The 20,455-nt window shown below is 58.2% G+C and carries 17 protein-coding genes and 2 tRNA genes; 11 read left to right on the top strand and 8 right to left on the bottom strand.

The features are described from left to right. Nucleotides 1-40: 40 nt before the first annotated feature. Nucleotides 41-1,147, top strand: a complete 1,107-nt coding sequence (locus LPB19_RS09545) for a response regulator (protein ID WP_206642694.1) — start codon at nucleotides 41-43, stop codon at nucleotides 1,145-1,147. Here the strand turns inward: LPB19_RS09545 and LPB19_RS09540 are convergent. Continuing rightward, nucleotides 1,119-1,649: a nucleotidyltransferase family protein gene (locus LPB19_RS09540; protein WP_266097059.1), complete on the bottom strand. Its 531-nt coding sequence runs from the start codon at nucleotides 1,647-1,649 to the stop codon at nucleotides 1,119-1,121. The genes LPB19_RS09545 and LPB19_RS09540 overlap by 29 nt on opposite strands. 212 nt (nucleotides 1,650-1,861) lie before the next feature. Between LPB19_RS09540 and LPB19_RS09535 the strand changes: the two genes are divergently transcribed. Continuing rightward, entirely contained in the window at nucleotides 1,862-2,713 is an 852-nt protein-coding gene (locus tag LPB19_RS09535) for a 6-carboxytetrahydropterin synthase (protein WP_206642692.1), read from the top strand. Nucleotides 2,714-2,824: 111 nt separating this feature from the next. Here the strand turns inward: LPB19_RS09535 and LPB19_RS09530 are convergent. The 3 genes from LPB19_RS09530 to gltX form a co-directional block, all read right to left on the bottom strand. Beyond that, nucleotides 2,825-2,900, bottom strand: a tRNA-Glu gene (locus LPB19_RS09530). Nucleotides 2,901-2,907: 7 nt separating this feature from the next. Further along, nucleotides 2,908-2,983 (bottom strand) — tRNA-Ala (locus tag LPB19_RS09525). 113 nt (nucleotides 2,984-3,096) lie between these two features. Next, complete coding sequence (gene gltX / locus LPB19_RS09520) at nucleotides 3,097-4,581, bottom strand: glutamate--tRNA ligase (protein WP_206642691.1); 1,485 nt, start codon at nucleotides 4,579-4,581, stop codon at nucleotides 3,097-3,099. Nucleotides 4,582-4,762: 181 nt separating this feature from the next. Here gltX and LPB19_RS09515 point away from each other — a divergent pair, with 181 nt between their 5' ends. After that, nucleotides 4,763-5,695, top strand: a complete 933-nt coding sequence (locus LPB19_RS09515) for a zinc ABC transporter substrate-binding protein (RefSeq protein ID WP_206642690.1) — start codon at nucleotides 4,763-4,765, stop codon at nucleotides 5,693-5,695. On the opposite strand, the gene LPB19_RS09510 is transcribed toward LPB19_RS09515, so the two are convergent. After that, on the bottom strand, nucleotides 5,663-6,577 hold the full coding sequence (locus tag LPB19_RS09510) for an AEC family transporter (RefSeq protein ID WP_206642689.1): 915 nt from the start codon (nucleotides 6,575-6,577) through the stop codon (nucleotides 5,663-5,665). The genes LPB19_RS09515 and LPB19_RS09510 overlap by 33 nt on opposite strands. A 223-nt stretch (nucleotides 6,578-6,800) precedes the next feature. Continuing rightward, on the bottom strand, nucleotides 6,801-7,742 hold the full coding sequence (locus LPB19_RS09505) for a hypothetical protein (protein ID WP_206642688.1): 942 nt from the start codon (nucleotides 7,740-7,742) through the stop codon (nucleotides 6,801-6,803). Between the two features lie 270 nt (nucleotides 7,743-8,012). On the opposite strand from LPB19_RS09505, the gene LPB19_RS09500 reads away from it, so the two are divergent. Together LPB19_RS09500 and LPB19_RS09495 are read left to right on the top strand one after the other, a co-directional pair. Further along, a complete protein-coding gene (locus LPB19_RS09500) occupies nucleotides 8,013-8,654 on the top strand; it encodes an MBL fold metallo-hydrolase (RefSeq protein WP_206642687.1) in 642 nt (213 codons plus the stop codon). A gap of 97 nt (nucleotides 8,655-8,751) precedes the next feature. After that, complete coding sequence (locus LPB19_RS09495) at nucleotides 8,752-9,405, top strand: hypothetical protein (protein ID WP_206642686.1); 654 nt, start codon at nucleotides 8,752-8,754, stop codon at nucleotides 9,403-9,405. A gap of 2 nt (nucleotides 9,406-9,407) precedes the next feature. Here the strand turns inward: LPB19_RS09495 and LPB19_RS09490 are convergent, their stop codons facing one another. Next, on the bottom strand, nucleotides 9,408-10,031 hold the full coding sequence (locus tag LPB19_RS09490) for an L-threonylcarbamoyladenylate synthase (protein ID WP_206642685.1): 624 nt from the start codon (nucleotides 10,029-10,031) through the stop codon (nucleotides 9,408-9,410). Beyond that, the gene (locus LPB19_RS09485) at nucleotides 10,028-10,384 is read right to left on the bottom strand and encodes a BolA family protein (RefSeq protein ID WP_206642684.1); all 357 of its coding nucleotides are present in this window, start codon (nucleotides 10,382-10,384) and stop codon (nucleotides 10,028-10,030) included. Before LPB19_RS09485 ends, LPB19_RS09490 begins: the two co-directional genes overlap by 4 nt. 126 nt (nucleotides 10,385-10,510) lie before the next feature. Here LPB19_RS09485 and LPB19_RS09480 point away from each other — a divergent pair, with 126 nt between their 5' ends. From LPB19_RS09480 to LPB19_RS09455, 6 genes are all read left to right on the top strand, one after another. Continuing rightward, nucleotides 10,511-12,676, top strand: a complete 2,166-nt coding sequence (locus tag LPB19_RS09480) for a DNA topoisomerase III (RefSeq protein WP_206642683.1) — start codon at nucleotides 10,511-10,513, stop codon at nucleotides 12,674-12,676. Nucleotides 12,677-12,790: 114 nt separating this feature from the next. Beyond that, nucleotides 12,791-13,531, top strand: a complete 741-nt coding sequence (locus LPB19_RS09475) for a response regulator transcription factor (protein ID WP_206642682.1) — start codon at nucleotides 12,791-12,793, stop codon at nucleotides 13,529-13,531. Next, nucleotides 13,524-15,161 carry a FecR domain-containing protein gene (locus LPB19_RS09470; protein WP_206642681.1) on the top strand — a complete coding sequence of 546 codons (1,638 nt, stop codon included), beginning with the start codon at nucleotides 13,524-13,526 and terminating at the stop codon, nucleotides 15,159-15,161. The genes LPB19_RS09475 and LPB19_RS09470 overlap by 8 nt, the downstream gene beginning before the upstream one ends. 30 nt (nucleotides 15,162-15,191) lie before the next feature. Next, nucleotides 15,192-17,759, top strand: a complete 2,568-nt coding sequence (locus tag LPB19_RS09465) for a CHASE2 domain-containing protein (protein WP_206642680.1) — start codon at nucleotides 15,192-15,194, stop codon at nucleotides 17,757-17,759. Between the two features lie 227 nt (nucleotides 17,760-17,986). Beyond that, nucleotides 17,987-19,963: a PA14 domain-containing protein gene (locus tag LPB19_RS09460; protein WP_206642679.1), complete on the top strand. Its 1,977-nt coding sequence runs from the start codon at nucleotides 17,987-17,989 to the stop codon at nucleotides 19,961-19,963. Nucleotides 19,964-20,017: 54 nt separating this feature from the next. Next, nucleotides 20,018-20,341, top strand: coding sequence for a hypothetical protein (locus LPB19_RS09455; protein ID WP_206642678.1), 324 nt, complete (start codon nucleotides 20,018-20,020; stop codon nucleotides 20,339-20,341). Nucleotides 20,342-20,455: the final 114 nt, after the last annotated feature.

Here is a 20,455-nt window from a genome sequence, read left to right as displayed (position 1 = left end):
CGACACATTTATATTTGCTGTACACAGTTGAGGTAGTGACATGGCGATCAAAAACGCGCTGCTGGTAGACGACTCCAAGGTGGCCAGGTTTGCTCTGAGCAAACTGCTTGAGAGTCGCGACATGGAAGTCAACATGGCGGGTTCGGCCGAAGAGGCACTGGACTACCTGAGCAAATCCGAGCGTCCCGATGTGATCTTCATGGATCACCTGATGCCCGGCATGAATGGCGTGGAAGCCACCAAGGCCATCAAGGGCGACCCGACAACGGCCGGCATTCCGATCATCATGTGCACCTCCAAGAAATCGTCCAGCTTCACGGAAGAAGCGAAGAACTTCGGTGTCTACAACATTCTCACCAAGCCGCCCCATAATGAGGGGCTGAACCAGGTGCTGGACGACCTGGCGCGAGACGTGACCGAGGGCACCCTGCCCGATTCGCCGCTGACTGACCCTGTCCAGGCAGCCAATCAGGAAGACGAAGAGCCTTTCAACATTCCGACCAATGCCGCCGTCGATATGGCACCAAAATCCGGTGAGACCGACATGCTGAATGGCCACACCGCGTCCTCCAACCTGGTGCCCCTGACCAGCGATCTGATCGAGCAGATCTCACGATCGGCAGTGAAGACCCATATCAACAACCGCCTGCACGAACTGCTTAGCTCCCTCTTCGACGAACAGTTCGATCACCTCAAACGCGCACTCGACGAAACCCGCAACAAGCAGGAAGCGGTCCTTGACGAGCGGTTGGATGCGATGTCCAAGATGCTTGAGGATCGGACCAAGAACCTGCGCGATGAGATTGCGGCCGAGGTCAACCTGCACGTGGGCCTGGAACTCAAAGAGCTGAAAAGCGAACTGAAGAAAAATTCCGGTTTCACATCCGATCACATGGCGGAACTGAAGGATCACATCACCAGCGTTCAAACCATTGATACCGAGTTCTGGCAAACCCTGCAGTCCGAAGCCATACAGCAGGCCCACGAAATCTCCAGAGAAACAGCGGAAGACATTGCCCAACGAACGATTGACCTGTTCATCGCGCAACAACGGGCGGCTACGTCCCGCATCTACACCATCGGGCTGGCCGTCAGCCTCGGCATCTTCAGCGCCGGCGTCATCTGGCTGTCGGGCCTGTTTGGCTGAGCCTGTCCCGAAGCACGAGCCAATCTTCAACGGTGTCCACATCCTCGTGGACACCGGGAATCTCCACTTTTGTCGCTCCCGCCTCTGCCAACAACTTGCCCGCGCCCTGATCTCCCTCTAGCGCCATGATGCCCGGCCACAGGGCTCGTGGCAGATACGCAGGCACCCCCGGGCGCCCATCGTAATCGGCGGCAATAGGCATCCTGGGCAGAGCCCTGGCCGCTTGTGCCAAGGCGTGGAGCGCACTCTCGCCGAGTCGTGGCTGATCCGCCAGCAATATAAAAACGCCTTGCGCCGCAGGCCCCACACTTTCCAGCCCCGCCTGCAGCGACGCGGACAGTCCGGCCCGCCAGTCCGGGGATTCAACCCACAAGGAAGGCTGTTCTCGACACCTGAACCGTATCAACGGGTACCTGGCTCCGTGAACAACCCGAACATCCGGGCTCAAAATTCTGCCCAAGCGAATTGCCCTATCGAGAAGAGTTCCCTGGTTGCCCGGCATCGGAACCAGCAGTTTGGAACGTCCGTAGCGGCTGGACGCGCCCGCTGCCATAACCAGAACAGGAATAGCCGGTTTTTCATGCACTGCATTTAAGACGATGATAACGCCTCCTCGAAACTCCTGAATGCACCGGCCTGAATGCCGAACTGCCTATAACGGTGATTTTTGCTAGAATTCTGGCGTCAATCAACTTCACCCTCCCCGGATGTTCAATGAATCACCTTTTTGTCGATAACCTGACTGTCATCGATTTCGCCTACCTCGACCCCGTCCGCGGACTGGTAGGCGAGAGCTGGATTGCCGACGTCGTCCTTGGTGGCGAGCTGGATGAACAGGGGATGGTGTTTGATTTCAGCAATGTGAAGCGCACCATCAAGCAGGTCATTGATGAACGCGTCGATCATCGACTGGTCATTCCACGAGGCTACTCCGGCCTGTCCTGGGATGAGGATCAGCCCGACACCTTCCAATGGCTACTGCAGGACGGTTCAACCATCGTTCACCGCTCCCCTGACGAGGCGGTTGTCTGGCTTTCCAGCGAACGGGTGCTTCCTTCTGCCGTGGCAACACTGCTGGAGAATGAACTGAAAGCAGTACTGCCTGCCAACGTTATTTCGGTCGAGCTGAACCTGCGAGAAGAAGTTATCCAGGGTGCCTACTACCACTATGTTCACGGACTGAAGAAACACCTGGGCAACTGTCAGCGTATTGCCCACGGCCACCGCTCACCGATTCGTATCGATCGCAACGGCCTGCGCGACGAAGCCCTGGAGCAACGCTGGGCGAAGCTGTGGCAGGATATTTATGTAGGGTCGGAGGAAGATGTGGTCCGGCGGCATGTGGGCGAAGACGGCGTGTCGTACGTGACCTTCGAGTACGAAGCCAATCAGGGTGAATTCGAACTGACCCTTCCGGAAGTCCGCGTCTACATGCTCGATACCGACACAACCGTTGAGCTGATTGCTGCGCACATCGCAGACGAACTCAAGAAGGAGTTCCCGACGGACTCCATTCGAGTGAAGGCATTCGAAGGCGTGGGAAAAGGCGCTATCGCCGCCCGGTAAACCAATACCGGGCCCAATCCCATCCAGCCAACATTTCTTCCAGACACAAAAAAACCGCCCGAAGGCGGTTTTTTTGATGGCTTTCCGGTGGACTAAACCGTCAAGCCGTATTGGCGTCCCCTAGGGGGTTCGAACCCCTGTTGCCGCCGTGAAAGGGCGGAGTCCTAGGCCACTAGACGAAGGGGACTAGAAATTGGTGGAGCCAGGCGGGATCGAACCGCCGACCTCAACACTGCCAGTGTTGCGCTCTCCCAGCTGAGCTATGGCCCCTCAACGGCTGCGTATATTAAGGATCCGACCTATGGGCGTCAACCACTAAAATGCACTTTTTTTCAGTTTTCTGAACATCCCTGTTCACGCCGTTCAATCCGTGATCAAAACGGTTATTCGGCGCTCAATTGGGCGTATTCTTTTTCCAGCCGCTTGGTCTCTTTCTTGGACACGCCGCCCAGAACTTCCAACGCATGGCGCAACCGGGAGCGGGTCATGTCCGGCCCCAACAGCGCCATGGAGTCCATCACCGACCAGGAGTTGGGTGTACCGGCAATGGCCACGAAGATCGAGAACATGAAGTCCCCCATCTTCAGCTCCATGGCCTTGGCCAGGAACTTGATGTCGGCAAAAATGTTGTCCTTGCTCCAGTGACGCTGGGCCTCCAGCTTCCATAGTGCAAACTGCAACACCCGCTTGATCTGGGCGTGGTCCAGCTTGTTGTGCTCGAAGTCTTCGGCAGTCAGGTCGAGCATGCCCGAGAACATGAACTGAGCCATCGGTGCGACATCGGAAAACACCTCCGCCCTGCCCTTGATATGAGGAATCAGCGCCGCAAGAGCATCTGGATTGAACCACCACTGCCCCATACGCGCCATGAACTGCTCATCAGAGAGCTCTTCCCGAAGCCACTGCCCGTTCAGCCAGCGCAGCTTTTCCACATCAAACACGGGCCCGCCGAGGGATACGCGCTGAATGTCGAAGTTTTCGATCATCTCATCCAGCGAGAATTTTTCCCGCTCGTCGGGCATCGACCAGCCCATGCGGCCCAGATAGTTGGTCACCGCTTCGGGCAGAAACCCCATCCGCTCATAGAAGTTGATGCTGGTGGGGTTCTTGCGCTTGGACAACTTGCTCTTGTCTGGATTGCGCAACAACGGCAGGTGACACAGCTCCGGCATCGCCCAGCCGAAGTATTCATACAGCAGCTTGTGCTTGGGTGCCGAGTTGATCCACTCTTCACCACGCAAGACATGGGTAATGCCCATCAGGTGGTCATCCACCACGTTGGCGAGGTGATAAGTCGGCATACCATCGGATTTCAGCAGGATCTGGCAATCCACCTGGGCCCAATCAATCTCGATGGTGCCACGGAGCATATCCTGAATCTCGCAGACACCCTCATCAGGAACCTTCATCCGAATAACATACGCCTCCCCGGCGTCCAGACGACGCTTCACCTCTTCGTCGGGCAATTCGAGATCACCCTTGATACCCGGATTCAACCCCTGCGCCTTGCGTTCCTCCCGGATTGCGTCCAACTCCTCTGGGGTCCGGAAGCAGTAAAACGCATGACCGGCAGTCACCAGATCTTCCGCGTACTGACGATACATATCCTTGCGCTCTGACTGCCGGTATGGCCCGTGGGGCCCGCCAACATCCGGACCCTCGTCCCAGTTCAGCCCAAGCCAACGCAGCGCCGTCAGAATATCCTGCTCCGATTCGGCGGTACTCCGCGCCTGATCGGTATCCTCAATGCGCAGGATAAACTGTCCGCCGTGCTGGCGCGCAAAGCAAAGGTTGAAAAGGGCCACGTAGGCGGTACCAACGTGAGGATCACCTGTGGGTGACGGAGCAATTCGGGTACGTACAGTCATGAAACCTTCCTGAAAAATCGGTGGCCGTTGAATAAAGGCGGCATTATAGCGGCCTGATTGTAATTTCGCATGAGTGGCACGGGGCAAATGGCGTCTATCTGGCCCGCGAAAACGAGGTGCTTTTGCCCAGCCCCAAAAATGTTATATTATAACGTTTCAATTAATCCGTTTTGGACTTCCCATGCCCCAACGCAACGCTTTTCTCCTGAGCGCAATAATGGCCTTCGCCAGCCTGGCCATTGCCCCGAGCCATTCCGCAGCCACCGAAGTGGTCACCTCAATCAAGCCGCTCACCCTTCTGGTACACGCAGTAGCGGGTGACACGGTAGAGATCACAACCCTGGTTCCCGAAGGGTCCAGTCCGCACACCTATACCATGCGCCCATCACAACGGAGGGCTCTGGAGAGCGCCGATGCCATTTTCTGGGTGGGGCCGAGCATGGAAAGCTTTCTCACTCGTCTGTTAGACAGCGAAGATTTCCATGGCCGGGTAACCGCCCTGTCCACCGAAGAGGTCGGTGACGACCACCACCATGGACATCACGCCGAGCACGGGGATGGCCACCACCACGAAGCCGGAGAGGATCCGCACATCTGGATTGATCCCGCACTGGCGCTGGAAATGGCGCACACCATCCGTGACACACTGGCCAATCTCGAGGGCATGGATTCCCAGCGCCTCGATCAGAACCTGGCCGATTTCGAAGCGAGCCTGGCCGAGACCGAAGCGGACATCCAGTCGCGCCTGGCGGTTTTGGAGGGCGTCAGTCTCTTCGCCTACCACGATGCATTCACCCGGTTTGCCGAACATTTTGACCTCGACCTTCAGGGTGTACTTACACTTAACCCCGCTCTTTCGCCGGGCGCGAGGCACATTCAAGAAGTTCAATCCAAGCTTGAGGCCGCAGGCAACGCGTGCATTCTGACCGAGCCCCAATTCAATCAACAATGGTGGTCATCCATTACCGACGGGCTGGACGTGCGTTTCAGCAGCTGGGACCCCCTCGCCAGCGATATCGAGCCTGGTGCGGATGGGTATGAAGCATTCCTCGCAGGCATTGCCGAGGCCGCAATCCATTGCCTACCAAAGGATGCCGAGCATCAGGGGAATTGACGCCATCGCCAGCAGGGTTTGGCCACTGATGATCCCCGCCATCAGCGGCGCATCCCCACCCAGCTGGCGAGCCAGAATGTAAGCCGAGGTAGCGGTCGGCAGGCTCGCCAGCAACACCACCACCTGCACCAGAGTTCCTTCAAGGCCGAGCGCCAGTGCCAAGCCGGCTGTCATCAAAGGAAACGCCAGCAACTTCAGGACGGAAGCAACCAGGAATGGCGTTGTGCCGCCGCGCAGCGCCTTCAACTGCAACCCGGCGCCTACGGTCATCAATCCCATCGGCAGAGCCAGATTACTCAGTGGCGACAAGATGCCGGCTAGCAAGGGATGAAAGCCAATCTGAAAAAAACTCCAGAGCACGCCGAGCACCGATCCGACAATTAATGGATTGGTCGCTATGGCCTTCAGTACCGGCCGCAAACGCACCGATCCCTCGGTGGCCACCAGCGAAAACATCAGGATGCACATCAGATTTAGCAACGGCACCATGACCGCGACGGCGATTGCGGTCAGTGACAGCCCCTCATCACCCAGCAACATGCCCCCGGCCGCCAACCCCACGTAGGAATTGAAGCGAATCGCCCCCTGATACACCGATGAAAAAACAGGACCACTCCAGCGCCAGAACCACTGGGCGACGGCCAACATGGCGGTCATGGACAGCAGCATAGCGATGATGATCATTGCTATGTCGGCATAAGCCGATGGCGGCAGCTTTGCTTGCCCAAGCTTAAACACCAGCATGGCCGGGAACAGCACGTAATAGGTAAAACGCTCGGCCTGCGGCCAGAAATCCACGCTGGGAAATTCAAGGCGCCGGAACAGGTGCCCCAACATGATCAACGCGAATACAGGCACCAGGGCCTGAACCATGACTGGCATTCAACAAAACTCCAAGAAGAGGGATCGCCCGTAACAAGAACGCAATCATCGTTGGCCAGGAGGCCAAGTTCAAGGGAGCGTCAGGAGAATGATGGGCGAGGCCATCTTGAGTCGTCGAAACCGGAGGGGCAATTTGTCTCAGAATAGCCAGTGGTGAGACGATTCGAAAGACGAAGGGGCCGGCGATTTGCAGACGCCAGCCCCAATTCACTGGAAGCAGAATCTAGAACGGAAGGTAGGAACTGCAGCTGTCAACGTACGCGACTTCACTGCCGTTCAATAACACTTCGACGCCAACGCCACGACCAGAACTCGCGCCATAGCGAATCTCGAGCGTGCCATCCCCTTCCAGCATCAGATGTCCATCACTCGGGCAACTCTCGCCTTCACCACGAATCAACGTCGACGGTGTAGTGAAGGAGAGCGATCCACCCTGAACAGAACTGATCACGTCGGCATTCCAGGCAAGCCAAATCTGGCCATCAATTTCGAGATAGTCATAATACGAATCCCGCAGCGCGAAATAGTCGTCTCCGACTATCACCTCAAGCGCCGGCCAGTAGACGCTCACGTCTACCTGCGTCTCGCTCCGGTAATCACTCTCGTTGACCAAGCTGCCGTACACCTTGAAATCCCGGCTCTCACCCTCCGAGTTCAACTGTTGGCCGGACAGGTCGAATTGCAACGTGATATCGATCTCGCTGCCGGTGCTCGACACGGTATAGCTGCCACTTTGTATGCCATTGAGCACATAGGTACCGTAAGAGGACGTATCGACCCGGCAATTATCGAAAGAGTACTGGTAACTGCCCCTGGCCTGATCACCGCTCTCGCTGTACGTGACGCCTCCCTCTGGATTGGCGCAAGCAACCGCCCCGGCGTCAGTAGACTGCGCGCTCAGAGAGCTCTCGATGTCCTCGAATAAAACCACAATACTGCTGACCACCGAATACGTCTCCATTGTGACGGAAAAGTCCGACTCTTCCCGGAGCGCAACTTTCTGATCAGCCAGCCCGCTAGTGTCCAGAGTAAGTGGTGTCGATGTCTGTACCGTCTGATTCTGAGTACTTGCGCCATCATTACCACCGCCACCGCCGCCGCCACAACCCATCACCATCAGGGCCGCTAACGCCATCGGGTATAAACCCGGTTTCGCCATATCCATATGAACCACCTCTCCGCAGGATACATCCTTGAGGTCCGCTGAATTGGCCAGCGAACGGCAACTCTTGCGTACCTCTAATTCCAAGAAGTAATAGCTTTCATTTCAATTATCGGCCAGATGGATGTGCCGGTATGAGGGGTAAGTCACAGCCTTCGCCCTTTTTTCCATACCCACAAAGCACCGTTGCGCGTGCCCCATTGGTTCTCTGCTTGCATGAACCGCTCCAAGCATTACCCTGTGCCATTATTTTTTTCAGAAAGGCGACAACTGATGAAATACCGCATTGTTCCTGTCACCCCATTTCAGCAAAACTGCTCCCTGCTCTGGTGCGAGGACACCAGAAAAGCGGCCGTGGTAGATCCTGGCGGTGATCTGGAGCGTATCCGGGCGGCGATTGAGGAGGAAGGGCTTACCGTTGAGACGATCCTGTTGACCCACGCCCACATTGATCATGCCGGCGGTACCGCCGAACTGGCAAGGGCACTGGGCATTTCCATCGTCGGGCCTCATGAGGGCGACAACTTCTGGATCGTTGGCTTGCCACAACAGGCGCAGATGTTTGGCTTTCCAGCGCCGGAATCCTTCACCCCCGACCGCTGGTTGCATGAAGGCGATCAGGTCACCATCGGCAACCAGACGCTTGAGGTGCTCCATTGCCCCGGGCACACGCCTGGCCACGTTGTCTTCTACCACGCACCCAGCCAGCTCGCTATCGTGGGCGACGTGCTGTTCCAGGGCTCCATTGGCAGAACAGATTTCCCCAAGGGCGACCACGCCACTCTGGTTCGCTCTATTCAGGAAAAGCTGTTCCCTCTGGGCGATGAAGTCGCCTTCATTCCCGGCCATGGCCCTATGTCCACCTTTGGACAGGAGCGCAAAACCAATCCGTTTGTCTCTGACCATCGAGGCTAAGACAAGACCGCGACGAATCTGGCCCAAAACCTGCTTTCAGAGTCCTGACCATTCAATTTGGCAAACGAGAACGTAAGCCGCTGGAGGACTCTCAGTTATGTCTCTGCTGACATCCCTGATCCGGGCAGGCGCCCAGTTTCAGCAAGCGTTGGAAAAGCGACCGGCCAATCAAGCCAACGCCCGTCCCGTGCCGTCGAAAGCGCCCGACGCGGTGACGGGCCCCGGCGATGACCGCTTCACGCCTTCCGGTAACGACATTGCCGACCTGGCGAAAGTTAAATCCCGGAAGCTGACGGTTGACGAATACAAGCAGAACGTGGGGCAGGACCTTGCCATGCTGCGAGAAACCCTGCGGCACAAACTTGCCGAGTTCGACCTGCACCCGGCCACCAAGCTGGATGTCGGCAAAGGAGAGCAAGGCACTATTCAGCTCAGCGGCGATGCGCCGCAAGACAAACTGAAGCAGATCGGCCGCGATCTGAATCTGAACAAGCCATTCAAAGAGGCATTCAACCGGCTGAGCATCAATGAACCTACCTTACACTTCGTCGATAACGCCATGAAACTAAGCCAGGCCTACGGGGTGAATAATCACCTGCTGGAGACCCTGGTCAGCGATCAGGAGCAGTTCAACGGACTACAGGACCTGGTCCACCGTTACGACAACCTGCGTCGTTCGGTAGCCAGCGGACCGCTTGAGAACGCCAGCGAGCAACGCGGCTACGCATTCAGCCTGAACGCCCGGGCCTGAGGCTAGATTTCAAAGGGAGATGGATCGCCCTTGCCGACCCTCGTAACGACCGGAGCATCTCCCGTAAAGTCGACCACGGTCGTCGCTTCCATGCCGCAGAACCCGCCATCGATAATCAGATCGAGCTCATGCTCCAAAGTCTCACGAATGTCGTAGGGATCCGTCATCGGCTCGGTTTCGCCCGGCAGGATCAGCGTGCTGCTCATAATCGGTTCACCCAACTCCCCCAGTAACGCCTGAACGATAGCGTTATCCGGAACCCGGACCCCGACGGAACGACGTTTGGGATGCAGCAAGCGCCGCGGCACCTCTCCGGTGGCATCCAGAATGAAAGTGTACGGCCCCGGGGTGAAGTTCTTGAGCAACCGATACTGGGTGTTATCCACCTTGGCGTACACGCCGATATCCGACAGATCCCGGCAAACCAGCGTGAAGTTGTGTTTGTCATCCAGCTTCCGCAGGCGTTTGATGCGATCCGCCGCTTGTTTGTCGCCCAGATGGCATCCAACTGCATAGGCGGAATCGGTCGGATAGACGACAACGCCGCCGCGGCGAAGAATTTCCACCGCCTGGTTGATCAGCCGCTTCTGGGGCGTCTCAGGATGAATCTGAAAAAACTGACTCATACGCTTTCCCCCTGATCAGCCCGGGACGCCATCGCAGGGTCCTTTTTGGAACCTCCCAGACAATTGGGCGAGTCTGGGGCGGCCTGACCTGCGGCTTGCCACTCTGCCGGTGAATACAGGTGCAGCGCCAGCGCATGGACCTCTCCCGCCAACTCCTCGGCCAGTACTTGGTAAATAGCCTGGTGACGTTTCACTTTCATCTGGCCCTCAAAGTCAGGGCAAACGAGCGTGACCTTGAAGTGCGTCTCCGAATTGGGCGGCACGCTGTGCTTGTGGCTTTCATTTTCCACCTGCAAGACTTGGGCGCTGAACGCCTGCTTTAGTTTCGTCTCAATGGAATTCTGGATTTTCATGGCCCGACGGCTCCCCTACTGGTGCACTTTCCCCTCAGTCTACTACACAACCGACAGGCACCCGAGCCTTGACACCAAACTGGCAAGGGGCCACATTCCCAAGCCGATTCACACGCACGATGTACCATGCAGCTTTATATTGCCGAAAAACCCAGTCTTGGTCGCGCCATCGCTGCCGCCCTGCCCGGCCCCTATCACAAGGGCCAGGGATGGATCCGATGCGGTCAGGGGGAAAGTGCCACCGTTGTCAGCTGGTGTATTGGACACCTGCTGGAGCCGGCAGAACCGGCCAACTACAACCCAGCGTGGAAGAAATGGAGGCGGGAAGACCTGCCGTTGTTTCCCGAGCAGTGGGAGACATCGCCAAAGGACGGAGTACGCCAGCAGCTGAAGGTGCTTGAGTCGCTGGTTGAAAAAGCTCAAACCATTGTTCACGCCGGAGACCCGGACCGGGAAGGGCAACTTCTGGTCGATGAAGTGCTGCGATACTTTGGCACCAACGTGCCAGTGCAACGAGTACTGATCAACGACCTCACGCCCGCAGCCGTGGCCAAGGCCATCCAGAGCCCCCGGGATAACCGTGAATTTCGCAGACTGTCCCACTCCGCCCTCGCCCGGCAACGAGCCGACTGGCTGTACGGAATCAACCTGACCCGATTTTATACCCTGAGCTATCAGCAACAGGGCGAAAAGGAAGTCTATTCGGTGGGGCGGGTGCAAACCCCGGTTCTCGGCCTGGTGGTTGAGCGGGACAACACCATTGAGAACTTCGAGCCGAAACCCTACTTCCGAGTTGAGGCTGTCTTTACCGCGCAGGACGAGGACGCGGATCAAAGCCCCTTCAAAGCCACCTGGTTGCCGGACGAGTCGCTCGGGGATCACCTGGATGACGACAACCGGCTTCTGGACCGTGCCGTTGCGGAGCAGATTGCCAGCAGTGTGCAAGGGCGCCCCGGCAGCATCACCGAAGCCCGATTCCGGGACCGCCCCGAAGCGCCGCCTCTGCCGTTGTCGTTGTCAGCACTTCAAATTGAAGCCGGGCGGCTGTTCCGCATGGGCGCAAAAGCGGTACTGGATACCGCCCAGGCACTCTACGAACGGCACCAGCTCATTACCTATCCGCGTTCCGATTGCCGGCACCTTCCCGAAGGTCACTATGAGCAACGGGAAAAGGTCGTGCGCGCCATCGGCCGAGTGCAGCCTGACCTCGCCGATGCCTGTGACCAGGCCAATCTCAACCGGCGAACCGCAGCGTGGAACGACAAGAATGTAGACGCTCACCATGCCATCATCCCGACCTCGCGCCCTTCGCCCAATGGCAAGCTCACGCCGGCAGAGGAAAACATATACGGGCTGATCAGTCGTTACTACCTGATGCAGTTCGCCGAAGACGCCGTTCACCGGGAGGGCAAACTCACGGTTAAGGTCGGTGAACATCGGTTCCGCGCAACGGAGACGGCCATCCTGACACCCGGATGGAAATTCCTGGAACTGAAGCTTCGGGAAAGCCGGAGCGAAGCACCAAAGGCACCGCTGCCTCGCCTCGCTACCGGTGACCCAGTCCTGTGCAATGACACATCGATTGCCGAACGCAAAACGCAGCCGCCCCAGCACTTCACGGACGCCACCTTGCTATCGGCGATGACCAATATCGCCCGATTCGTGACCGACACGGAATTGCGCAAAACCCTGCGGGAAACCGACGGTCTGGGCACCGAGGCCACCAGAGCGGCCATCATCGACACCCTGTTCAAGCGCAATTACCTCTACCGGGAAAGCCGTTTCATCCGTGCTACCGACAAAGGCAAAGCACTCATCGAGGCCTTGCCGGACTCGGTGAGCAAACCGGATCGAACCGCCGTATGGGAAGCCACGCTGGAGAGCATTCGCCAGGGCGAGGCAGATCCACGGGCGTTTCTGGATACACTGAAAGACGAAATCCGTGGTTTTATTGATCACCTGAGCCCGGCCCCGGCGGATTCAACCGAAGCCCCGCAGCACGTGCACTGCCCCAAGTGCCGCGCCCCGATGACCGAGCGGGATGGGAAATTCGGCCGCTTCTTCGCCTGTACACGTTACCCAGAATGCAAGGGAACCCGCCCGCTGGAAGACGCCACCCCGCAGGATGGAACCAGCCAGGCGCCGATTCCCTGCCCGCACTGTTTTGCCCCGCTGGTCAGGCGGAAGGGCAAAAAGGGTTGGTTCTGGGGCTGCAGCAGCTTTCCGGGCTGTCGCCATACGGTTGACGACGTCGACGGGCAACCTGCAACTCGTTTACGCAACTCTACATAACGAAACGGTAATACGTTTTTACATTTGCGAGAATCGGCCAGTGACAGTCAGTAGTTCGCTCAACGCTCAGGTTTTCGAATGATCATACCCGCCACTACATCACGGAGCAGTTTTATGCGAATCGCCCTGCTTGAAGATGAATACGAGCAAGCACAGCGCGTGCAAACGATCCTCTGTGAACGCGGGCATCACTGCGACACCTTTCCGACCGGCCAGGGATTTCTGAGCGCCGTACTGCATCGCAGCTATGACCTTTTGATTCTCGACTGGCAGATACCGGACATGACCGGCATTGATGTGCTGGCCAGTGTCCGGGCCCAACTGAACTGGCAGATTCCGGTGGTTTTTCTGACCCAGCGAGACAGCGAACAAGACATCGTCCGGGCACTCGATGCCGGCGCCGATGACTTTCTTGCCAAACCGGCACGGGCGGCCGAACTGGTCGCCCGAATCAACGCCCTGGCGCGCCGCAGCAACCCGGATGCAGAAAAAGAAGTGCTCCGGTACGGCCCCTTCGAGGTCAACACCCAGCAACGCTCGATTATTCTGCATGGCGAAGAACTGACGCTGACCGACAAAGACTTTGACCTGACCCTGTTCCTGTTCCAGAACCAGGGTCGGCTCCTGACCCGCGAAATGCTGCTGGAGCGGGTATGGGGGCTGGCGAGGGACATCAACACCCGCACCGTCGACACCCACATGAGCCGTCTGCGCCGGCGCCTCGGGCTGAATCCCGAGAATGGCTTCCGGATCAAGACGATCTATCAGCGCGGGTACCGGCTCGAGGCCATAGAGGCCACAGATTCGGGATCGGTCGTTGAAACACTCAATCCAGACCGGGCGGCTAATGGCTAATAACGGTGTGACCCAGCTTCTTCGAACCCTTGGCGCGCCACTGCTTCTGATGACGGCTCTCGGGGCACAGGCAGAGCTGTCCATCACCCACGGGTCGGAGCCATCGCGAGCTGGCCAGCCAACTGCCACCACCTCGGACTGGATTTACACCCTGCGCTCTGGCGACACTTTCAACCAGGTCGCCAGCGAATTACTCACCGCGAACGTAAGCGCAAACCGACTCCGGCAATACAATAACCTTGCAGACGATACCCCTCTTGCCGAGGGCGACCGGCTGCGAATTCCGCTGTCCTGGCTCAAACGCCAACCGGAACCGGCGCGCATCAGCAGCGTGTCTGGCATGGTTCAGGTAATCTCCGGCGCAGACGGGCGTAAACAGCCAGTGACCCGCGATACCCTTATCCGGGTTGGTGACGAAATACTGTCCGGCAACGGCAGTGCAACCGTTCGTCTGGCAGACGGGTCCGAGATCCGGATCTCGCCGGATTCACGCCTGACCTTCAACCGCCTGACTCAGTTCGGCAAGTCCGGCATGGTGGATACCCGGTTGCGTCTGAATCGTGGCGAAATCCACACCCGGGTGAAGCCGGTGATGGAGGGCGGTGCCCGGTTTGAAATCGAGACCCCTTCAGCGGTGGCCGCCGTACGGGGAACCGTATTCGCACTGCAAACCTCCGGTGAGGCCACCAGCCTCCAGGTGACGCACGGTGCCGTCGATTTCGGCAAGCCCGGACTGACCCAGCGCATTCCTGCCGGCTACGGCGCTGCGGTCTCCACTGGTGGCACCTCGGGCATGAGCATCCGCCGCCTGCCCCCGGCCCCGGAAATCCAGCCGCTACCGACCAAGCTCACCCAACTGCCGACGACCCTGAAATGGGTCGATAATCAGGCCCCCAGCTATCAGCTCGATATCTTTGATGCCGAAAACGGACGCTGGGTAGAAAGCAGACAAGTGAGAGAAAACCAGCACAAGCTCAGTCTGCTGGATAACGGCAAGTATGACGTGCATGTGGCCGCCGTTGGCTATGACGGTGTGGCAGGCATGCCAGCGGTGACCAGGATCGACATCGACCTGCAGGCCCAGGTTGCCAACCTGGTGGCGCCGGCCGACGGCGCCGCTGCCAACGACGACATGCCGGAATTCCAGTGGTCACTGAACGGCAAGAACGAATTGGCCCGGGTAGAAATCGCCGAGGACGAAAGCTTCAACAACCTCATCACCACCAGTGAGTGGGCGCCCGAAAACGCGGCCCTGCCCTCTCGCCCGCTGGGTCCCGGCCACTATTATTGGCGCGTGGTTACCGAAGCCGGCGGCAACTCGGTCGCAATCAGCAAGCCCCGAAAACTGACGGTTAATGGCAGTCTGCCACCGGCGCGCATCATCAGCGTGAACTACCTGGACAGCCAGGTCAGGGTGTTCTGGGAGCGCGTGGCCACCGCAAACCAGTACCTGCTGCAATTGTCCGAAGAACCGGACTTCGACAACGTAATCAAGGAAGCCACTCTGGCAGATACGTCCGCGGCCTTGCGCCTCATTCCCGGTAGACGGTATTTTGTGCGGCTGAAAGCTCTTTCTGAGGGCCCCCTCACCAGCCGCTGGGGACCAGGTAGGGAGCTCTACCTGGAATAACCCCAACCACAGGACACCACCGCAAAGCCCATGAACCGGGACTGGCTGCACATAAAAACAACGCCGTGGACTCTGGCCCTGATTCTGCTGTCATGCACTCTGCTGCTTGAGCTTTCCAGCCTGCCCAGACACCTGGATTACTGGCTCTACGATCAAACCATCACCACCTTTCCCGGCGAACCGGCTGACGATGTAGCCATCGTGGCGATCGACGAGTTGAGCCTGGACCGGCTGGGCCGCTGGCCCTGGCCCCGTTCCAATCACGCCGCACTGATTCGCAGCCTCACGGAAGCCGGCGCCGAAACCATAGTTTTTGACATCCTGTTTCCAGAACCATCGCCGGATGACGCAGACCTGGCGAACGCCATGGAAGCGCACGGCAACGTCATTCTGCCCGTTTACCTGGCGCCTTCGGAATCCCGCCAGTTGCTTAGCGAGCAACTCCCTGCCCGCGCGCTAGCAAACACGGCCGCCCGTATCGGACATGCCCATGTCGAACTGGACAGTGACGGCGTCGCCCGCGGGCTGTATCTGTACAACGGACTCGGCCAGCAGCTCTGGCCGAGCCTCAGCCTCGCCGCCTTCGCCCCTGAGGCCACGCCGCCCAATTACGAACAGGCGCCGGCATTTATGAACATTCGAGACGAATACCGGGCAGTACCCCTGGCTGGGGGAGCGGGAACCGTAGCAACCTACTCCTACACCCGCGTTCTGGAGCAAACCACGCCTGCCGAGGCGTTTCGGGACAAGACGGTATTTGTCGGCGCGACGGCGGCAGGATTCGGTGACGTTTTGCCAACACCGTTTTCCGGCTTGAGCCGCCCCATGTCGGGCGTGGAATTTCACGCCAGTACCTTTTCAGCGCTCGCACAAAACCAGCTGGTTGAGCCAGCCCCCCGATGGTTATCTTCAGTGATCACCCTATGCGTCATTCTGGGCCTGGCGCTGAGCCTTCCCCGCATGCGCCCATCACACACCCTGTTTACCTGCCTGCTCAGTACTGCGGTGCTGTTTGTAGCCTTTGTTTTGGCGCTGCAGATCGGGCGAATCTGGGTGCCGGTCATTGATGCCGCTTTGATAGCGCTGCTGGCTCTGCCTATTTCCAGTGGATTCCGACTATCCCAGACCAACCGGTTTCTCAACCGTCAACTCGATAACCTGGCGCAAAGCCCCTATGTGACCATGCCGGATCACGGCACATACCACCCACGCCTGCTGCTGGAACACATTCAGGAGCTGTTTGAGCCAGAAGGCTGGATCCTGTGTGACGGAGCTCACTGTCTGACTTCGCGCTTTCTCAGCCCACAGGATGTGCCATCCGACCTTACCCCCCGGCAATGGGATCACAGGCTCAATGACAGCTGGCTGAAGCTCGAACAGGGCGACAAGACCTTTGTCCTTGGACTTCAACTCTCCAACGATCTTCAGGGCCAGGCTATTCAGCGTTACCTCAACCACCTCCGGCTGGAAATTCCGGACTCCATACAACAGGCCCGCAGTCCGAAAGAAAACATCTCGGCCCGCATTCAGAAAGTGCGCTTCGCCACCGAACGACTGAACCAGATGCAACAGTTCATCCGGCGCAGCTTCGAGCACATGCCTGACGGCATCATCGTGACCGACGAACTGGGCGTGATCCGTTTCGCCAACCGGCATATTGAACACTGGTTCCGGGAGCCCATGCCGAGCCTTAACGGCCTACCTTTGCCACGCTTGCTGGAAGGCTACGACCCCAGGGAATCGCCGCGCTGGAACGAGATCATTGCCGAAACGCTCACGCTTCAACAGAGCCGGACCATTGACCTGCAAATCCATGGCAAGGATTTCCTCATTCATATCGCCCCCTTCTCGCTGCCAGACAACGAGCAGTCGGGCCTCATCGCCAATATCTCTGACATCTCGGAGCTGAGGGAGCAGCAACGTCAGCACCGGGAAGCGGTGGACTTCATCTCCCACGATGTTCGCTCACCTCTGGTATCCCAACTGGCGCTGATTGAACAGCTCAAGCGCGATCCGGCCAACATTGCCCCGCAACAGCTGGAGCAACTGGGCCGACTGGCGCGGCGGAGTTACAACCTGGCCGAAGAATTCGTGCAGCTGGCCCGCGCAGAACAGTTAACGGAAACCCGTTTTTACGAATGCGAATTGCTCGCTATCGCAGAGAACGCCCGGGACAGCGTGATTGAACAAGCGGTGGAAAAAGGCATCGATCTTCAGCTGCAGGGCACCGAGGACCTGTGGCTGAAAGGTAATCCGGAGCTGCTGGAAAGGGCCCTGATCAACCTGCTCACCAATGCTGTGCAATACAGCCCGAGCGGCTCGGAGGTGGATATTCAGGTGTATCAGGCGGGGCATCAGGCCGTGGTCACCATCAGCGATGAAGGCAGCGGCATTGACCCCGAGGAACTGCCCCACCTGTTCGACCGCTACCGCCGTCAACGGCGAACCGAGCTGTCCGGGGTGCAGGGAACGGGCCTGGGCCTGTCGTTTGTAAAAACCGTTGTAGAGAAGCACTTCGGCACCATCGCGGTAGCCTCAATACCAGACCAGGGCTCCACCTTCACCCTGAAACTCCCGATCCTCGACCCGCTTCCCTGAGCCAAACCGGCAACGAGGCATAGCGACCCCGGAGCAAATGACTGTACCCACAACGTTGGCCGAAGGCTCGCGACGGCGGTATCTGTTGCGCTGATAAGAATAAAAAGCTCCCTGATATAAATACCTGAACTAGAGTAGTTCTTTGCTTATCCGCAATATCTGCCATTCTTAACCCTGACTCGCACGCGGTACGGCATTCAAACACTACGCTCCTCAAGGGTATGGTCATGGCAAAGACCCAAACGGTTCTAATTCTGGCTGTGGTGGTTTCCTTTCTCGCTGGCTGCTCCTCAGTAGCCATAGATCTGCAGGATCTGCCGCCTACCGCCGTGGTACCTTCAACCAGTGAGCCGGGCGTTGTCGAACTGCGTTACTACGACAATATCAGTGGCTCCAGCGTGTCCGACCTGACGGGCAGCGCCGCGTTTCCGGACAACCCGGACGTGGTCACGTCCCTCACATCACTGCAAACCGGGACATCCCGGGGCGACAACTATGGCGCCTGGGTTCGGGGCTTCATTGTCCCGCAGGTAACGGGTGACTACCGCTTTTTCGTCAGTGGCGACGACCAAGCCCAGCTCCTCCTGAGCCCCACCGATCAACCCGACCAGGCTGCAGTAATCGCGTCAGTGACCGGGAGCACACTCCCCAACGAGTACGGAAAATACAGCGCCCAGACCTCCGCTTACCAGAGACTCAGCGAAGGGCAGCCCTACTATTTCGAAATTCGCTTCAAAGAAGGCGGAGGTAATGATCATTTCAGCGTTGCCTGGGAAGGACCGGGCGTGGCACAGCAGGTGATCGGCGCGGACTACCTGTACAGCTGGGCCCAATCCGGCTTTGGCAACGGCGAGACCACGCAGGAGGCATACTCACTGGGTTACCGCGTCGGGTACACCGACGGCAGCGAAAACCTTGCATTTAATCAGCTTTACCCGCCTCTGGACGGGGACGGGGACGGGCTCTATGACAACTGGGAGGTCGCCAATGGCCTGGATCCAAACAACCCGAACGACAGCAACAACGATCCTGACGGCGACCTAATCTCTGCGGCGGACGAATTCCTGATCGGAACCCGGGAAAACAATCCCGACACGGACAACGACGGCATTACCGACGGCTATGAATACGCTGCCGGGCTCGACCCGCTGGATTCCGCGGATGCCAGCCTCGATTTGGATAACGACGGTTACTCCAACCTTGAGGAATACCAGGCCGGCACCTCTGTGGTTGATCCGGACAGCTCCCCAGCGCCACAGGAATCCATGGTTGCCGGGTTTATTGGCCAGTACTTCGATGGCATGAACTTCGAGCGGTTTGTTGGTTACCGCGAAGACAGCAACATACAGTTTGACTGGTCTGGTGGCACACCACACCCAGACCTTGCGTCAGACAGGTTCAGCGTACGCTGGAGTGGCACCTTCACAGCCCCCCACAGCAGTGGAGCGCGAAGCTATCAATTCGACGCTCGCTATGACGATGGTGTTCGCATGTCACTGAACGGCCAAACCGTCGTGAATGACTGGAGAAATGGAGGAACCAGGACAACCGGCGGCGCCCTGACGCTGCAGCCACAAGAGACCGTGAACATCTCCCTGGAATTTTATGAGAACGGCGGGAAAGCGGTTGCCATGCTTATGATTACCGATACCGCCTCCGGAGCGTCGGTGGCCGCTGACCGCACGGTGACCGCACTCAGCCCGGATGCCGACTCCACACAAGACACTGACGTAGACGGGATTCCAGATACCTGGGAGCTTAGGTACGGCCTCAACGCCTTCAGTGACGATGCCAGTGCCGTCAATAACAACAGTGGTGTTACCAACATAGAAGCCTATAACTCCGGCCTTCACCCCTTCACGCTGGCAACGGTGTCCGTTGTTGGCGCGGGCGGGGGCGGTGATGGCGATGGCTCGTCTACGGTTGATCCTGAACCTTCCACCGGAACCGCTATCGTAAGCTGGACAGCGCCCACCACCCGCGTTGATGGCAGCTCCATTGCCTTAAGCGAAATCAAATCCTACGTAATTAACTACGGGACAAACGAAACCGCCCTTGACCAGTCCGTTACCGTCCCGGGAGATCAAACTTCCGTAACGATCGATGGCCTGAGTACCGGCACCTGGTATTTCACCGTGCAGACAGAGGACATGAACGGACTACTCAGCCCGGCATCGGAAGTGGTGGCAACAACATACAACTAGCAGCTTAAAGCCCTGCCTGCCCGGGCCGCTGACATCACAGTCGAGGAGATAGAAATGAAAACGCATTCGACGCACCTCGCCCAGCTCATCGGTTCCGGCGCAGCCGTCCTGCTGATGAGAGGTACCGCACCCGCCCTGGCCAAGGACGATACGGCCTTCAACTGGTCGATCACGCCCTATCTCTGGGGCACCGATACTGCGGGCGACCTGACGTTCAGAGACAGCAATACTGGCTCTGGCAAGGTCAGTTTCGGCGAATCAAAGGGCACCTCGCTTGCGCGCGCGCATTTCGGCTACGCCGTCGGCGAACGCAAACAAACCGTATTCTGTTTGGCTGCCAGTTCAAGCAAGCCGAATTTAAAAGCGGCGATCTCGTGAGCGACTTCACCTATAAAGCGGCAATAGCGGGAGTCAACCTTCACTTGTCCACTTCTGAGACTGACTCCGGCAATCCCGGGCGCCACTTCCGAGTATGATCGACCCCGCCGTGCG

This window comes from Marinobacter salinisoli, assembly GCF_017301335.1.
In the GTDB taxonomy this organism is placed as follows: domain Bacteria; phylum Pseudomonadota; class Gammaproteobacteria; order Pseudomonadales; family Oleiphilaceae; genus Marinobacter; species Marinobacter salinisoli.
This window is presented reverse-complemented; position numbering and strand designations above follow the sequence as displayed.

Bases quoted from the DNA above. Each gene is read 5' to 3' on its own strand.
- LPB19_RS09545 (WP_206642694.1), top strand. From the start codon at position 41: ATGGCGATCAAAAACGCGCTGCTGGTAGACGACTCCAAGGTGGCCAGG.
- LPB19_RS09540 (WP_266097059.1), bottom strand. From the start codon at position 1,649: ATGCCGGGCAACCAGGGAACTCTTCTCGATAGGGCAATTCGCTTGGGC.
- LPB19_RS09535 (WP_206642692.1), top strand. From the start codon at position 1,862: ATGAATCACCTTTTTGTCGATAACCTGACTGTCATCGATTTCGCCTAC.
- gltX (WP_206642691.1), bottom strand. From the start codon at position 4,581: ATGACTGTACGTACCCGAATTGCTCCGTCACCCACAGGTGATCCTCAC.
- LPB19_RS09515 (WP_206642690.1), top strand. From the start codon at position 4,763: ATGCCCCAACGCAACGCTTTTCTCCTGAGCGCAATAATGGCCTTCGCC.
- LPB19_RS09510 (WP_206642689.1), bottom strand. From the start codon at position 6,577: ATGCCAGTCATGGTTCAGGCCCTGGTGCCTGTATTCGCGTTGATCATG.
- LPB19_RS09505 (WP_206642688.1), bottom strand. From the start codon at position 7,742: ATGGATATGGCGAAACCGGGTTTATACCCGATGGCGTTAGCGGCCCTG.
- LPB19_RS09500 (WP_206642687.1), top strand. From the start codon at position 8,013: ATGAAATACCGCATTGTTCCTGTCACCCCATTTCAGCAAAACTGCTCC.
- LPB19_RS09495 (WP_206642686.1), top strand. From the start codon at position 8,752: ATGTCTCTGCTGACATCCCTGATCCGGGCAGGCGCCCAGTTTCAGCAA.
- LPB19_RS09490 (WP_206642685.1), bottom strand. From the start codon at position 10,031: ATGAGTCAGTTTTTTCAGATTCATCCTGAGACGCCCCAGAAGCGGCTG.
- LPB19_RS09485 (WP_206642684.1), bottom strand. From the start codon at position 10,384: ATGAAAATCCAGAATTCCATTGAGACGAAACTAAAGCAGGCGTTCAGC.
- LPB19_RS09480 (WP_206642683.1), top strand. From the start codon at position 10,511: ATGCAGCTTTATATTGCCGAAAAACCCAGTCTTGGTCGCGCCATCGCT.
- LPB19_RS09475 (WP_206642682.1), top strand. From the start codon at position 12,791: ATGCGAATCGCCCTGCTTGAAGATGAATACGAGCAAGCACAGCGCGTG.
- LPB19_RS09470 (WP_206642681.1), top strand. From the start codon at position 13,524: ATGGCTAATAACGGTGTGACCCAGCTTCTTCGAACCCTTGGCGCGCCA.
- LPB19_RS09465 (WP_206642680.1), top strand. From the start codon at position 15,192: ATGAACCGGGACTGGCTGCACATAAAAACAACGCCGTGGACTCTGGCC.
- LPB19_RS09460 (WP_206642679.1), top strand. From the start codon at position 17,987: ATGGCAAAGACCCAAACGGTTCTAATTCTGGCTGTGGTGGTTTCCTTT.
- LPB19_RS09455 (WP_206642678.1), top strand. From the start codon at position 20,018: ATGAAAACGCATTCGACGCACCTCGCCCAGCTCATCGGTTCCGGCGCA.